Origin of the sequence: Streptomyces sp. NPDC017529 (genome assembly GCF_044329785.1) — a bacterium.
In the GTDB taxonomy this organism is placed as follows: Bacteria; Actinomycetota; Actinomycetes; order Streptomycetales; family Streptomycetaceae; genus Streptomyces.
The window spans coordinates 83,857-97,466 of sequence record NZ_JBIRJY010000002.1 but is presented as its reverse complement, the minus strand read 5'-3'; the positions used below and the strand labels follow the sequence as shown (position 1 = coordinate 97,466).

Sequence of the window (13,610 nt, the reverse complement as noted above, 5' to 3'; positions counted from 1 at the left end):
GCGTCATGAAGCCTGGAATCCACCCCGCGTACGGGCCCGTCGTCTTCCGCGACCGGGCCGCCGACTTCGCCTTCCTGACCCGATCGACCGCCACCAGCGACAAGACGATCGAGTGGGCGGACGGCAACACGTACCCGGTCATCGACGTGGAGATCTCCTCGGCGAGCCACCCCTTCTACACGGGGACGGCGCGCGTGCTGGACACCGCCGGCCGCGTCGAGCGGTTCGAGCGGCGTTACGGGAAGCGCGGGGCCCGCTGATGGGCGGCCCGTCGCGGGACGAGGCGCCCGGAGGCGGCCCCGGGGGCGACGCCGCCGACCGGCTGTCCGTGGTGATCGTCGGCGGGCTGCACTCGGATGCCCGCCGTGCCGTGGTGGAGCGCCTGCTGCGCGCCGTGCCCGGCAGCGTCGCGCTCCACCACGACCTCGCCTCCGCCGCTGAAGGAACGGTTCAGCGGACCGTACGGGACGCCGGGGGAGTCCTCGATACGGGCGAGGCGCCGCTGGTCAACGACTGCGCCTGCTGCGCGCTCCGCGAGGACCTGGTCCCCGAGCTGGAGCGGCTGGCCGACGGGCGGACCTGCCGGCTGGCCGTCGTCGAACTGTGGGACTCCGTGGAGCCCAAGGCCATGGCCGAGGTCGTCACGGCCTGTGGCGGCGAGGCGCTCGCGCTGACCGGCGTGATCACCGCGGTCGACCCGGCGCTGCTGCTGCCGTACCTGGGCTGCGGCGACGACCTGGCCGAGGCGGGGCTCGCCGCCGCGGCCTCCGACCAGCGGACCGTCGCGGACACTTGGGCCCGGCAGCTGGAGTATCCGCCGGTGCTCGCCATCGTGCCGGGCGAGGAGGAGAGTGACGCGGCCGACCTGGCGCTCCTCGCCCAACTTCATCCGACGGCGCGGCTCGTGGACGTCCGCTCCCCGGGGGAGCTGGCCGCCGCGGCCTTCGCCGGTTTCGACGCGGAGGCGGCCGCGGCGCGGCAGCACCCGGCGTGCGCGCTGCTCCCGCAGGAGGCCGAAGCCGACGGTGTCGGCACGCTCGTCTGGCACCGTACCCGGCCCTTCCACCCGGCACGGCTGTATGCGGCACTGGAGGACCTGAGCTGTGCCGCGGCCCGCAGCCGCGGCCGGTTCTGGCTGGCCGACCGGCCGGACACGCTGCTGTCCTGGGACGCGGCGGGCGGTGCCCTGTGTGTCGAGAACGCGGGCCCGTGGCTGGCCGCGCTGCCGGACGCCGCCTGGGAGCTGGTGCCGCCGGTGCGCCGCGCCGCGGCCGCCATGGACTGGCACGCCGAGCACGGCGACCGCGCGCAGCACCTGGTCTTCACCTCGCCGGGGCTGGACCGCGACGGCCTGGCGTCGCTGCTGGAGTCCTGCCTGCTGACGGACGAGGAGTACGCGGGCGGGCCGCAGGCGTGGAAGCGGCTGGCGCCGGCGTTCGACGAGCTTCTCGACCCTGTTTCTTAGACCGCCAACGGGCCGCGACCGGTCCGTATGACATCAGGAGCGTTTCATGCCCCGCCGGCACGACCCCCGCAAGAAGCCCGCGCCGCGCCGCAATCCGCTGGACGCGGCGGGGATCACCTACATCGACTACAAGGACACCGATCTGCTACGGAAGTTCATCTCGGACCGCGGCAAGATCCGCAGCCGCCGGGTGACGCGGGTGAGCGCCCAGCAGCAGCGTCAGCTGGCCCGTGCGATCAAGAACGCCCGGGAGATGGCGTTGCTGCCGTACTCCTCCAAGTGAGGGGCCGCTCGGCGGCGGTCGGCGGCGATGTGCCGCTGTTCACGGGGAACCCAGGGTCCTGACCGGTCTTCCGGGGCACCGACAGGTGTTGCGGAGGACCGGTTTCCTTGTTTCGGGGAACTCTGGCGTCCGGTGATACGTCCCGTGAGCATGGTGTTCGACGAGCTGTGATCAGGTTGCCACGGCCCGTCGTGCACGTGCATCCGACCATGCATCGGCATATGAACGCAGCTATGATCCCAACCAGTTGCAGTTGACACCGGTTACCGCTGTCCGGACTGCCGCTGACAGAACATCACCGACGTCCGACCGCTCAGCGCGCCACTCACCGCCACCGCTGACCGCCGCATCCACCGGGAGACACCTGTGCCCCACGCATACAACGGCATGGCCGCCACGGATCTCCACGGTGTGGCCTGGCAGAAGAGCCGGCACAGCAACTCGCAGGGCTCCTGCGTGGAGTTCGCGCGGCTGCCGGGCGGGGAGATCGCCGTACGCAACTCCCGTTTCCCGGACGGCCCGGCGCTCGTCTACACGCCGGCCGAGGTCGAGGCGATGATCCTGGGCGTCAAGGACGGCGAGTTCGACCACCTGGTAGGCGGCTAGCAGGACGTGCGCGGGGCGGGCGAATGCTCCGGGGCCCCCGGGCCCCGTGCCCCCGCGGCCCCGAAGCATCCGCCGGTCAGGGCAGCCGGAACTGCGCCCACACGATCTTTCCGTGCGGGGCGCCGGCCAGGGGGTGCCAGCCCCATCCGTCGCTGAAGGAGTCGACCAGGTGCAGCCCGCGGCCCGACTCCGCGCAGGAGTCGGCCACTGCGGCCTCGGGTGACGCGTCGCTGGAGTCCCGTACCGCGCACACCAGCCGGGACGACCACCGCATCAGGTGCAGCCGGGCGAGCGGGACCTCGGGCTCGCGGTCGTCCGTGTGCGGGCCTGCCGCATCGGCCGAGGTGGTGTGCCGCAGCGCGTTGGTGACCAGTTCGGAGACGACCAGTGCGACGCCGTCGAAGATCTCCTCCAGCTCCCACCGGTCGAGCGTCTCGCGGGTGAACTGCCGGGCGCCGCGCACCGATTCGTACCGTGGCGGCAGCGAGTAGGAGGCGGAACCGGAGACGGCCAGGGGGTCGACGGGAGGAAAGCCCTGCCATAACGGCTGGAGCATGGTCAAAACCTTGGTCCCCATGCGAGGCACTCCTGGCATTCGCGGACGTCCTGACCCTGGCCGGGCAAGCCGGATCCGTTGGTCTGGCGGATCTTTCACGAGCGTGCATGCGTGCGCTGCCCATGGTTCCCAATGCGTACGCCAGATGCAAGGGCAGATGCACGTGCACGCGACCGGTTTGGGGGCGGCCGTGCCACTTCACGCGTATTTCTTCCTACGCGTTCTTGTGGAGAGGCCCCACGGACCTCACATATCGGTAACCGGATGAGCACTCAACGAAGCCCGGACGTGGCAGACTGCGGCCCACTGTTGGACGGGGTGGGCCACGGGAGGGTCTGAAAGGTGTCCGCAAGTGAATCGAGCGGGTCTGTGGTGCGGCGCATCCTGCTGGGGGCGCAGCTCCGCAGGTTGCGCGAATCGCGCGGGATCACCCGCGAAGCGGCCGGCTACTCCATCCGTGCCTCCGAGTCGAAGATCAGCCGGATGGAGCTGGGCCGGGTCAGCTTCAAGGCGAGAGACGTCGAGGACCTGCTCACGCTGTACGGCGTGACCGATCCGCAGGAGCGCGAGGCGCTGCTCGTCCTGGCCCGCGAGGCCAACGTGGCGGGCTGGTGGCACAGTTACGGTGACGTACTGCCCGGCTGGTTTCAGACATATGTGGGGCTGGAGGGGGCCGCCTCCCTCATCCGCGCCTACGAGGTGCAGTTCGTGCACGGGCTTCTGCAAACGCAGGAGTACGCGCACGCCGTCGTCCGCCGCGGGATGCCTGATGCGAGTGCGGCCGACATAGACCGCCGCGTCGCGTTGCGCCTGGAGCGGCAGAAGTTGTTGCTGGCAGAACGCCCGCCGCAGTTCCACTGCGTGCTCGACGAGGCGGCGCTGCGCCGCCCGTACGGCGACCGCGAGGTGATGCGGGGGCAGTTGCGGCACCTGATCGAACTGTCCGAGCGGCCGAACGTGCGCCTGCAGGTGATGCCGTTCAGCTTCGGCGGGCACGCGGGCGAGAGCGGCGCCTTCACCACGCTCGGATTCCCGGAGCCCGGCCTGCCCGACGTCGTCTACCTGGAGCAGCTGACCAGCGCGCTTTATCTCGACAAGCGGGACGAGGTCGCCCAGTACGCGCGGGTCATGGACCGCCTTCAGGAGGACAGCCCCAATCCGGCTGAGACAAGAGACTTGATACGTGGTCTACTCCAACTGACTTAACCCGTAGGTAGCATGAGTTCCAATCAGGAGTCAGCACCCCCCGGCTAGGGCGCTTCGACCGCGCCCTGTCCTCCAGATTGGGATTTCGCATGTCCTTCTTCGACGAGTTGGCGTACCAGTACATCGACGGCGAGTGGCGGTCCGGCAGCGGCTCGTGGGACATCGTCGATTTCAACCCCTTCAACGGGGAGAAGCTGGCGTCCATAACCGTGGCCACGGTCGACGAGATCGACCAGGCGTACCGCGCCGCCGAACGCGCGCAGGAGGCCTGGGGGGCCACCAACCCGTACACCCGCCGGCTGGTGTTCGAGCGCGCGCTGCGGGTGATCGACGAGCGCGAGCGGGAGATCGCCGCGGCGATCACCGCGGAGGTCGGCGGCACCCAGACCAAGGCGGCCTTCGAGCTGCACCTCGTGCGGGAGTTCCTGCGCGAGGCGATCCAGCTGGCGCTGCGGGCCGAGGGCCGCATCCTGCCGTCCCCGGTGGACGGCAAGGAGAACCGGCTCTACCGGCTGCCGGTCGGTGTCGTGGGCGTCATCAGCCCCTTCAACTTCCCCTTCCTGCTGTCGGTCAAGTCGGTGGCGCCCGCGCTCGCGCTCGGCAACGCCGTCGTGCTCAAGCCCCATCAGAACACCCCGGTCTGCGGCGGCGGCCTGGTCGCCAAGATCTTCGAGACGGCCGGGCTGCCGGCGGGCCTGCTCAACGTCGTGGTGACCGACATCGCGGAGATCGGTGACGCGCTCATCGAACACCCGGTGCCCAAGGTGATCTCCTTCACCGGCTCGGAGAAGGTCGGCCGGCACGTCGCCACCGTCGCCGCCTCGCACTTCAAGCGCACGGTCCTGGAGCTGGGCGGCAACAGCGCGCTGGTCGTCCTGGACGACGCCGACGTCGACTACGCGGTGGACGCCGCCGTCTTCAGCCGCTTCGTGCACCAGGGCCAGGTCTGCATGGCCGCCAACCGGGTGCTGGTGGACCGCGCGGTGGAGCGGGAGTTCACCGAGAAGTTCGTGGCCAAGGTGGAAAGCCTGAAGGTCGGCGACCCCAGCGACCCGGCCACCCACATCGGCCCGCTGATCAACGAAGGGCAGGCGGAGGCCATCGCGGCGCTGGTGGAGCGTGCCGTCGCCGACGGCGGCACCGCGCTCGTACGCGGCACGGTCCGGGGCACCCTGGTAGCGCCGACCGTCCTGACCGGGCTGCCGGAGGGCTCCGCCGCCCTCAACCAGGAGATGTTCGGCCCTGTCGTGGCGCTGGTCCCGTTCGACGGCGACGAGGAGGCGGTACGGATCACCAACGCGTCGCCGTACGGGCTCAGTGGCGCCGTGCACACCGGTGACGTCGAGCGGGGCGTGCGCTTCGCCAAGCGCGTCGTGACCGGAATGATCCACATCAACGACGGAACCGTGCACGACGAGCCGATCGTGCCCTTCGGCGGCGAGAAGGGCTCGGGGGTCGGGCGGCTGAACGGCGACGCGATGGTGGAGTCCTTCACCACCACGAAGTGGATCTCCATCCAGCACGGCCGGTCGCAGTTCCCGTTCTGAGTCCGGCGGCAGGCCGCCGCGGACCTTTTCGATCTAGGACCGTACCTGTCCGCTTTACTGCGTAAGTTCATGGGTGTCGGACCGCGGCACCAGCGCTGCCGGTCCCAGGCGAAAGGCGGACCTCATGCCCACTCACGTATCGGCCGAAGCCCACGGCGACGAGCGAGGCGCGCTCCTGGCCTTCCTGGAGGCGCAGCGCGGCGGCCTGCGCCGGTCCGTCCTCGGGCTGACCGACGAGCAGGCCGCGCGCAAGCCGTCCGCCAGCGAGCTGTCCCTGTCCGGCCTGCTCAAGCACGTCGCGGAGGTCGAACTCAACTGGCTGGAAACGGCTCGGCAGGTGCCGCAGACCGTCGTACGCGGCATGGACAACTGGCACCTCGGCTTCGAGCTGGAGGGCGCGGAGACGGTCGCGTCCATACTCGCCGCCTGGGAGGAGACGGCGCGCCGGACCGAGGAGTTCATCAAGGGGCTGCCGGACCTGAACGCCACCTTCCCGCTGCCCGAGGCGCCCTGGTTCCCGCCGAAGGCCGAGCAGTCGATGCGCTGGCTCGTCCTGCACCTGATCGAGGAGGTCGCCCGGCACGCGGGGCACGCGGACATCATCCGCGAGTCCCTGGACGGCAAGACCGCCTTCGCCCTGGTCGACGAGGAGCGGGCCGCGCAGGCCTGAAAGACCTTCGGCCGGGTGGCGCGGGCCTGGGAATGCGGGAGGGTCCTCGGCCGGGCGGCCGCTCCGTCAGTCCTCTTCGGCGCGCAGGTCCGCCGCCCGGCGCAGCGTGTCGCGTGCCGCTTCCCGGTCCGCGTCGGGCAGCTCGACCGCTTCCGCGCGGTCGAGCCAGGGCGCTGCCGCCTCCGGGCCGCCCGTCTGCGCCGCCATCTCGGCCCGCAGTACGAGGAGTCGCAGGAGCTGGGGCGGGGTCGGGCCGGCGTCCGGCGCCTCGTCCTTCTCCAGTGCCCGGTCGATGATGCGGGCCGCTGCCGCGTGGTCGCCCTTGGACTCGCCGAGCAGCGTCGCCTGGTGCAGGGCGCGCGCGTACCGCTCCTTGGGGACGGCCGAGTGCTCGAAGCTGTCGGAGATCGGCTGGCCGATGCGTATGCAGTTGCCGCCGGGGTCGGTCATCAGGAACTGCCGCACGCCGTACGACATGTCCTTGAGCGCCCCGATCCGCGGCAGCCCCCGGGTCGGTACCTTGCCGAGCGCTGCTTTCAGGCCGGCGCGGAAGGACTCGTAGAGGCCGTCCACGTCGTCGGTCAGGACGTAGCAGGTGCTGTACGTGTCGGTGGGGTCGTGCGCCTTCATTCCGAAGAACTGCAGCTCGATGCTGCGGAGGCGGACACCGCAGGCGGGGTTGGGGCTCTTCTGGCAGAAGGTCACCTCGAAACCGAGGGCCCGGTAGAAGTCGAGGATCTCGTCGATGGTGCGGCACGGGAGGATCGGAATCACGGTCTCGGCCATACCGGGAGCTTAAAGCGCGCGAGGCGGGTATTCAAACTTGAATAGAGGCGCGGTCTAGGCTGGCCGCAGCGCGAGTGTGAAGGATGCGAGGAAACGATGTCGGCGATCCGGCTGTTGGTTCTGGGGGCCGTGCGCCAGCACGGGCGGGCGCACGGTTACCAGGTGCGCAACGACCTCGAATACTGGGGCGCCCACGAGTGGTCCAACGCCAAGCCGGGGTCGATCTACCACGCGCTGAAGCAGATGGCGAAGCAGGGGCTGATGCTCGCGCACGACATCGCGCCCAGCCCGGCCGGCGGTCCGCCCCGTACGGAGTACGAGCTGACCGAAGCGGGCTCGGAGGAGTATTTCAAGCTGCTGCGCGAGTCCCTGTCCCAGTACGACCGCAAGGTGGACGAGCTGAGCGCGGCGATCGGGTTCGTCGTCGACCTGCCCAGGGAGGAGGCGGTGGCCCTCCTGAAGGAGCGGGTGCGCGGCCTGGAGGAGTGGCGGAACTCGGTCACCGAGTACTACACGCCCGAGGACGGCCCTGAGCAGCTCGGCCACATCGGCGAGATCATGAACATGTGGGTGCACTCGGCGGACGGCGGCGCGGAGTGGACGCGCGGGCTGATCGACCGGATCGAGGGCGGCGCGTACGTCTTCGCGGGCGAGGGGGAGCCGTTCGTGGGCGTCCTCGCGGAGGGCCAGGAGAACCCGTTCGCGGCGGATGGACCGGGCTCGAAGCGCGGCCGCCGGGAGACCTCGGACTCCGCTTGATCACGTTTGACCGGAAGGGGTTGCGTGCTTGAGCTTCGAGCCAGTAGCCAAACTTGTCTACTGTCTTCGGAGGGCCTCTTGAACGCCTCGCCCGACCCCACGCCACCTCCCGCCTCCGACTCCGGTCCCGCCGTCCTCGTAGCAGGACTGAGCAAGGAATACGGCGGGAAAGCCGCCCTGAACGGCCTCGACCTGGCGGTGTCCCGCGGCACCGTCCACGCGCTCCTCGGCCCCAACGGCGCCGGCAAGACCACGCTCGTACGCAGCAGGACATCGCCCTGCGCCGCCCCACCCTCGACGAGGTCTTCCTGCACCTCACCCACCGGCCCGCCAAGGAGGAGACGACCGTATGAGCACAGCTACGGCACCGGCGCCCCGTACCGCCATCCGTACCGCCGGGTGGGTCGTTGCGGACTCCTGGACCATGACCCGCCGGGGGCTTTCGCACTGGGCCCGGCAGCCCGTCCAGGCCGTCGTGGGCCTGGCCTTCCCCGTGATGATGCTGGTGATGATCGGCGCCGGACTGGCGATGGGCTGGCGGTGGCACGGCGGCTTCGGTGACGCGCTGTACGCGGTGGGGCTGCTGCTCCTGCTGCGCTTCGCGATGCTGTGGATCGGCATCCACCTGGCCCTGGTGGCGGGCAAGCCGGAACTCGTCCAGGCCGTACAGATCCTGGTCTGGCCCGTCGGCTTCCTCTCCAGCGCCTTCGTCTCCCCGGCGTCCATGCCCGGCTGGCTGGGCGCGGTCGCCGAGTGGAACCCGATGTCCGCGACGGCGGGAGCGGTGCGCGAACTCTTCGGCAACCCGCGCTGGGCGGACGACAGCTGGGCCGCCCAGCACGCGGAACTCCTCGCCGTGGCCTGGCCGCTGGCGCTGCTCGCGGTGTTCTTTCCGCCGGCGGTGGGGGAGTTCGGGAGGAGGGGGAGGCGAGGAGGGTTACGCTTCCGTGAGTCCCCGGAGGTCGATGTCCACGGGAAACGGGATGCTCGTCACGAGCTTGTCCGTATGGATGTGCCGCTCGGGGCTGGGGGCGTAGACCCGCGACTCGGGATGCAGCCAGAACTCGTGCACGATGGGCAGGTCGTTCTCGTCACGTTCGATGCGCCAGTAGGAAGCGATGCCGGCTTCGGCGTACAGGGCCGGCTTGGCGAAGCGGTCGGCGAGGCGCGAGCCCTCCGAGACCACCTCCACAGCGAGTACGGCCTTGTCCACGGGAATCTGTTCCACCGTGCGGATATCGAGCCCCGTCTTGTCGAAGACCATCACGTCGGGCTTGGGGGCGTTGCGGTCATCGATCACCACGCACTGCTCGGAGTCCACGGCGAACGGTTCACGCCGGGCGCTCTGCAACTGGTAGTACAGCTGGTTCCGCACGCGGTTGTGCCACCACACGGCCATGCCTCGGACCACGATATTCCCATCCAGCAGTTCCCAGTCGAACGGCAGCTCCGAATCCTTCACCTGGCCATACGTCCAGCCGCCCGGCGGCCGGTGCATCCAGTTCTCCGGGGTGGCCCGCTCTCCCCGCCCTCGCTCGGCTTCTGCGGCCATTGCTGCTCCCATGTACCGGATCGTGTACGCGTTCGTGGCCACGCGTCCCGTGAACGACCGTAGCGCCACTCGTGCGGGTGACGAGGTGTGGCGCGCCCCGCCGGGGCGCACAGTGGACGGAGCGCCAACGGCCCGGTTGGGTGCGGGTTTGACAACTGTTCCGTACAGGTATTGCGCGGGCCGGGCCGCGAACTTAGGCTTACCTAACTTATGCGGTGACGGGGGTACGGATCCGCCGGACCCGCCGTGCCGTCCTCCGGGCCGTCCGACCGGCGCGGAAACGGCGTCCTAGGCGACCCGAAGGAGCGGACGTGGAAGCGAACGAGGAACGGGCGACAACGGCACGCGCAGCTCGAAGCACCGTCTCCCAGTTGCTGTTCGGGCAGCTGGCCACCTACGCCGTCGGCGCCGCCGTCCGGCTCGGCGTCTTCGACCGGCTCGGCGACGGCACCCGTACGGCGGACGACGTGGCGGCCGCGTCCGGCACCCACCCGCAGGCCACGCTGCGCCTGCTGCGCGCCCTGGCCGGGCTGGACCTGCTGGTCGAACACGAACCGGGCGTCTTCGAGGCCACTGCCGCCGGGGCGCTGCTGCGCAGCGACACCCGGGACTCCATGGCCGCGCTGGCCCGCATCTTCAGCGAGCCGGTCATGACCCGCGCCAGGGAGCGCATGGAGGACAGCGTCCGCAGCGGCGCGCCCGCCTTCGACGCGATCTTCGGTACGGACTTCTTCAGCCACCTCAAGGGCGAGCCGGAGCTGTCGGAGGTGTTCAACACGGCCATGGGCCAGGGCACCAGGATCGCCGCGCAGGACGTGCCGTCGCACTACGACTTCGGCCGGTTCTCCACCATCGTGGACGTGGGCGGCGGCGACGGGACCCTGCTCGCCGCCATCTTGCGGGCCCACCCGGCACCGCGCGGCATGATCTACGACACCGCCGAGGGCCACGCCCAGGCCGCCGCCAAGCTGGCCGCCGAGGGCGTCGCCGACCGCGTGACGCTGGAGACCGGCGACTTCTTCGCGGCCGCACCGCCGGGCGGCGACCTGTACGTACTGAAGAGCGTCATCCACGACTGGAACGACGAGCAGTGCGCGGCCATCCTGGGCCACATCCGGGACGTCCTGCCCGTGGACGGGCGGCTGCTGATCATCGAGCCGGTGCTCGCCGACACCGTGCAGCCCGGCGCGCCCGGCCTGGCCTACCTGAGTGACCTGAACATGCTGGTCAACGTGGGCGGCCGGGAGCGCACCCGGGCCGACTTCGAGGAACTGTGCGCCACGGCCGGCTTCAAGATCACCGGTCTCACCCCGCTGCCGGTTCCGGACCCGTACGTCCTCATCGAGGCCGCGGCGGTCTGAGCCGGTACGGACCGGCCCGGCCCCGGCCGGCCGGTCCGCCAGGCGCCGCCCGGCAACCTGCCCGGCCGGGCGGCGCCGGTATGCCCGTACGACGCCGCCCGCCGCGGCAGCCCGTCCAGGGGTCAGCCGGTGCCGGCCAGGGACAGCTTCGCCGCGAAGCCCAGGAACGCCGTGCCGGCGGCGGCGGAGAGGCCGGCGGTGAGGCGCTTGCGGCGGCGGAAGGTGGCGGCCAGGTAGGTGCCGCTGAAGATCAGGACGGAGAGGTAGGTGAGGCTGAAGAGCTGGGCCCAGGCGCCGAGGGCGAGGAAGGAGAGCGCGGGGTGGGCGTACTGGGGATCGACGAACTGGACGAAGAAAGAGATGAAGAAAAGGATGGCTTTGGGGTTGAGAAGGCTGATGACCAGGGCGCGGCGGTAGGGGCGTTCCTTGGCCGGTTTCGGGGTCTCGGCGGACTTCGCGCGCAGGGCCTTGGCGGCCTCGCGGTCGCGCCACAGCGACCACGCGCCGCGCAGCATGCCCACGGCCAGCCAGGTCAGGTAGCCCGCGCCGGCGAATTTCACGATGCTGAAGAGGAGAGGGCTGGCCTGGAGGAGCGACGCGACGCCGCCTGCCGACAGGGTCATCAGGATCGTGTCGCCGCACAGGACGCCGGCCGCGGCGCGGTAGGCGGTGCGCGGGCCGCGTCGGGCCGCGACGGAGACGACGTACAGCGAGTTCGGCCCCGGCAGCAGCACGATGAGCGCGAGGCCCGCCAGATAGGTCGGAAGATCGGTTATCCCCAGCATGGCGGCAGGATGTCACTCACGTCCCATCAGTCCCAGAGGTTTCCGGTATACGGACTTGCACCTCACGTGGCGTGAGGGCTCACCGTGTAGTGCGTACCGAGAAGGAGGGCGGGGGCAGTGAGCTACTCCGTAGGACAGGTCGCCGGGTTTGCCGGTGTGACGGTGCGCACTTTGCACCATTACGACGAGATCGGGCTGCTGGTGCCGGGGGAGCGCAACCACGCGGGCCACCGGCGCTACGGCGAAGCCGATCTCGACCGGCTCCAGCAGATCATGTTCTACCGGGAGCTCGGCTTCCCGCTCGACGAGGTGGCGGCTCTCCTGGACGATCCGGACGCCGATCCGCAGGAACACCTGCGGCGGCAGCACGCGCTGCTGAGCGAACGGATCGGCAAGCTCCAGGCGATGGCCGCCGCCGTCGAACACGCCATGGAGGCACGCAAGATGGGGATCAACCTCACGCCCGAGGAGAAGTTCGACGTGTTCGGGGACTTCGACCCGGACGAGCACGCCGACGAAGTGCGCGAGCGGTGGGGGCACACCGACGCGTACAAGGAATCGCAGCGCCGGACGGCCTCGTACACGAAGGAGGACTGGAAGCGGCTGACGGAGCGGCTCGACGCCGTTCACCGCAAGATGGCGGAGACGATGGAGCGCGGGGTGCCGGCCGACTCGGCGGAGGCGATGGACGTGGCCGAGGAGCACCGCCGGTTCATCTCGTCCGGCTACTACGACTGCTCGCACGAGCTGCACACCTGTCTCGGCGAGATGTACGTCGCGGACGAGCGCTTCACCGCCACCTACGAGGCCATCCGGCCGGGGCTGGCCGGCTACCTGCGGGACGCGATCGTCGCCAACGCGGCCCGCGACAGCTGAGTCGTACGGGGCAGGAGAGAGTTACGGGTCTCCACGAGCGTCTTCGTCAGGCCCTTCAGCTCGCCGCCCACCGTCGATTTCAGGCCGGCCCCCCGACCCGGCTGCCCAGGGGGCGCGAGCGCACCGTCAGGCCGAAGACCTCGCCGATGACCCGCTGTACGGTGAGCCCGCCGGGGCGGCTGTGCCGGGACCCCGTGGACCGTTACCGGACGGCTGGAACCAAGCCCCGCCGTCCGGCGTTGATAGCTTTGGGCCGCACACTGCGCCTGTATCCCCGTCGCACCGCACGATCCGGCGCCCTCGACCCAGGAGCTTTCACCCCGTGAATACTCTCGCGCTCGGCCCCCAGTGGCTGGACCCGGACTACCTGATCGGCACGTTCGGGCTGATCGGCGTGCTGATCATCGTCTTCGCGGAGTCCGGCCTGCTGATCGGGTTCTTCCTGCCGGGCGACTCGCTCCTGTTCACCACCGGCCTGCTGGTGACGACCAACAAGCTGGACACGCCGCTGTGGCTGGTGTGCCTGCTCGTCGTGATCGCGGCGGTCCTCGGCGACCAGGCCGGATTCCTCTTCGGCCGCAAGGTCGGGCCCGCGCTCTTCAAGCGCCCGGACTCCAGGCTCTTCAAGCAGGAGAACGTGGAGAAGGCGCACGAGTTCTTCGAGAAGCACGGCCCGAAGTCGCTGATCCTGGCCCGCTTCGTGCCGGTCGTGCGGACCTTCACGCCCATCATCGCGGGCGTCAGCAAGATGAACTACCGCTCGTTCATCACCTTCAACCTCGTCGGCGGCGCGCTGTGGGGGGCCGGTGTCACGCTGCTCGGCGCCGCCCTCGGCAACATCGAGTTCGTCCACCGGCACATCGAGCTGATCCTCGTCGCGATCGTGCTGATCTCGGTCGTCCCGATCGCCATCGAGTACCTGCGCGCCCGCGGCAAGAACAAGAAGGCCGCGGCCCAGGCGCCGTACGACCCGGTCGGCGCCGTGCAGGCGCCGGTACGGCCCGCCCACGACGGCCGGCGCGGGCGGCACGCCAAGCGGTGATCTTCAAGGCCCCGGCGGGGGGGGCCCCCCCCCCCCGGGGGGGGGGGGGGCCCCCCCCCGGGGGGGGCCCGCCCCCCCGGCCCCCCCCGCGCGGGCCAGGGGGGGGGTAGATAGCT

Annotated in this window: 15 protein-coding genes and 3 pseudogenes; 13 read left to right on the top strand and 5 right to left on the bottom strand. The window is 70.4% G+C overall.

The annotated features are described in order from the left end of the window. Nucleotides 1–5: 5 nt before the first annotated feature. The 4 genes from ACH4K4_RS04030 to ACH4K4_RS04015 all read left to right on the top strand — a co-directional run bounded on the left by ACH4K4_RS04030 (nucleotide 6) and on the right by ACH4K4_RS04015 (nucleotide 2,354). On the top strand, nucleotides 6–260 hold the full coding sequence (locus tag ACH4K4_RS04030; protein ID WP_398164644.1) for a type B 50S ribosomal protein L31: 255 nt from the start codon (nucleotides 6–8) through the stop codon (nucleotides 258–260). After that, a complete protein-coding gene (locus ACH4K4_RS04025; RefSeq protein WP_398164643.1) occupies nucleotides 260–1,465 on the top strand; it encodes a GTP-binding protein in 1,206 nt (401 codons plus the stop codon). Before ACH4K4_RS04030 ends, ACH4K4_RS04025 begins: the two co-directional genes overlap by 1 nt. A 46-nt stretch (nucleotides 1,466–1,511) precedes the next feature. After that, nucleotides 1,512–1,748 (top strand): 30S ribosomal protein S18, encoded by a 237-nt coding sequence (rpsR, locus tag ACH4K4_RS04020; protein ID WP_398164641.1) that lies wholly within the window; start codon nucleotides 1,512–1,514, stop codon nucleotides 1,746–1,748. A gap of 366 nt (nucleotides 1,749–2,114) precedes the next feature. Then, on the top strand, nucleotides 2,115–2,354 hold the full coding sequence (locus tag ACH4K4_RS04015; RefSeq protein ID WP_398164639.1) for a DUF397 domain-containing protein: 240 nt from the start codon (nucleotides 2,115–2,117) through the stop codon (nucleotides 2,352–2,354). Nucleotides 2,355–2,430: 76 nt separating this feature from the next. Here ACH4K4_RS04015 and ACH4K4_RS04010 read toward each other — a convergent pair whose 3' ends face one another. Next, nucleotides 2,431–2,931, bottom strand: coding sequence for an ATP-binding protein (locus ACH4K4_RS04010; protein WP_398164638.1), 501 nt, complete (start codon nucleotides 2,929–2,931; stop codon nucleotides 2,431–2,433). Nucleotides 2,932–3,252: 321 nt separating this feature from the next. Between ACH4K4_RS04010 and ACH4K4_RS04005 the strand changes: the two genes are divergently transcribed. From ACH4K4_RS04005 to ACH4K4_RS03995, 3 genes are all read left to right on the top strand, one after another. After that, nucleotides 3,253–4,116, top strand: a complete 864-nt coding sequence (locus ACH4K4_RS04005; protein ID WP_360138474.1) for a helix-turn-helix transcriptional regulator — start codon at nucleotides 3,253–3,255, stop codon at nucleotides 4,114–4,116. 89 nt (nucleotides 4,117–4,205) lie between these two features. Continuing rightward, nucleotides 4,206–5,663 (top strand): aldehyde dehydrogenase family protein, encoded by a 1,458-nt coding sequence (locus ACH4K4_RS04000; protein WP_398164636.1) that lies wholly within the window; start codon nucleotides 4,206–4,208, stop codon nucleotides 5,661–5,663. 124 nt (nucleotides 5,664–5,787) lie between these two features. After that, on the top strand, nucleotides 5,788–6,333 hold the full coding sequence (locus ACH4K4_RS03995; protein ID WP_398164635.1) for a DinB family protein: 546 nt from the start codon (nucleotides 5,788–5,790) through the stop codon (nucleotides 6,331–6,333). Between the two features lie 66 nt (nucleotides 6,334–6,399). Here the strand turns inward: ACH4K4_RS03995 and ACH4K4_RS03990 are convergent, their stop codons facing one another. Beyond that, on the bottom strand, nucleotides 6,400–7,119 hold the full coding sequence (locus ACH4K4_RS03990) for a bleomycin resistance protein (RefSeq protein WP_398164633.1): 720 nt from the start codon (nucleotides 7,117–7,119) through the stop codon (nucleotides 6,400–6,402). 96 nt (nucleotides 7,120–7,215) lie between these two features. Here ACH4K4_RS03990 and ACH4K4_RS03985 point away from each other — a divergent pair, with 96 nt between their 5' ends. The 3 genes and pseudogenes from ACH4K4_RS03985 to ACH4K4_RS03975 all read left to right on the top strand — a co-directional run. After that, complete coding sequence (locus tag ACH4K4_RS03985) at nucleotides 7,216–7,878, top strand: PadR family transcriptional regulator (RefSeq protein WP_398164632.1); 663 nt, start codon at nucleotides 7,216–7,218, stop codon at nucleotides 7,876–7,878. A gap of 147 nt (nucleotides 7,879–8,025) precedes the next feature. Further along, nucleotides 8,026–8,142: pseudogene (locus ACH4K4_RS03980) on the top strand (ATP-binding cassette domain-containing protein); the annotation flags it as partial. Nucleotides 8,143–8,227: 85 nt separating this feature from the next. After that, nucleotides 8,228–8,806, top strand: a pseudogene (locus tag ACH4K4_RS03975) (ABC transporter permease); the annotation flags it as partial. A 9-nt stretch (nucleotides 8,807–8,815) separates the two neighbouring features. On the opposite strand, the gene ACH4K4_RS03970 reads toward ACH4K4_RS03975, so the two are convergent. After that, entirely contained in the window at nucleotides 8,816–9,442 is a 627-nt protein-coding gene (locus tag ACH4K4_RS03970) for a Uma2 family endonuclease (protein WP_398164631.1), read from the bottom strand. Nucleotides 9,443–9,741: 299 nt separating this feature from the next. Here ACH4K4_RS03970 and ACH4K4_RS03965 point away from each other — a divergent pair, with 299 nt between their 5' ends. Continuing rightward, nucleotides 9,742–10,791: a methyltransferase gene (locus tag ACH4K4_RS03965; protein ID WP_398164630.1), complete on the top strand. Its 1,050-nt coding sequence runs from the start codon at nucleotides 9,742–9,744 to the stop codon at nucleotides 10,789–10,791. A 122-nt stretch (nucleotides 10,792–10,913) separates the two neighbouring features. On the opposite strand, the gene leuE is transcribed toward ACH4K4_RS03965, so the two are convergent. Next, on the bottom strand, nucleotides 10,914–11,576 hold the full coding sequence (leuE, locus tag ACH4K4_RS03960; protein ID WP_398164629.1) for a leucine efflux protein LeuE: 663 nt from the start codon (nucleotides 11,574–11,576) through the stop codon (nucleotides 10,914–10,916). Nucleotides 11,577–11,693: 117 nt separating this feature from the next. Between leuE and ACH4K4_RS03955 the strand changes: the two genes are divergently transcribed. Beyond that, nucleotides 11,694–12,452 (top strand): MerR family transcriptional regulator, encoded by a 759-nt coding sequence (locus ACH4K4_RS03955; RefSeq protein WP_398164627.1) that lies wholly within the window; start codon nucleotides 11,694–11,696, stop codon nucleotides 12,450–12,452. Here ACH4K4_RS03955 and ACH4K4_RS03950 read toward each other — a convergent pair. Further along, nucleotides 12,437–12,600 (bottom strand): annotated as a pseudogene (locus ACH4K4_RS03950) (heavy metal-binding domain-containing protein); the annotation flags it as partial. The gene ACH4K4_RS03955 and the pseudogene ACH4K4_RS03950 sit on opposite strands and share 16 nt — an antisense overlap. Before the next feature lie 174 nt (nucleotides 12,601–12,774). Here ACH4K4_RS03950 and ACH4K4_RS03945 point away from each other — a divergent pair. Then, nucleotides 12,775–13,494 carry a DedA family protein gene (locus tag ACH4K4_RS03945; protein ID WP_398164626.1) on the top strand — a complete coding sequence of 240 codons (720 nt, stop codon included), beginning with the start codon at nucleotides 12,775–12,777 and terminating at the stop codon, nucleotides 13,492–13,494. The last annotated feature ends 116 nt before the right edge of the window (nucleotides 13,495–13,610 follow it).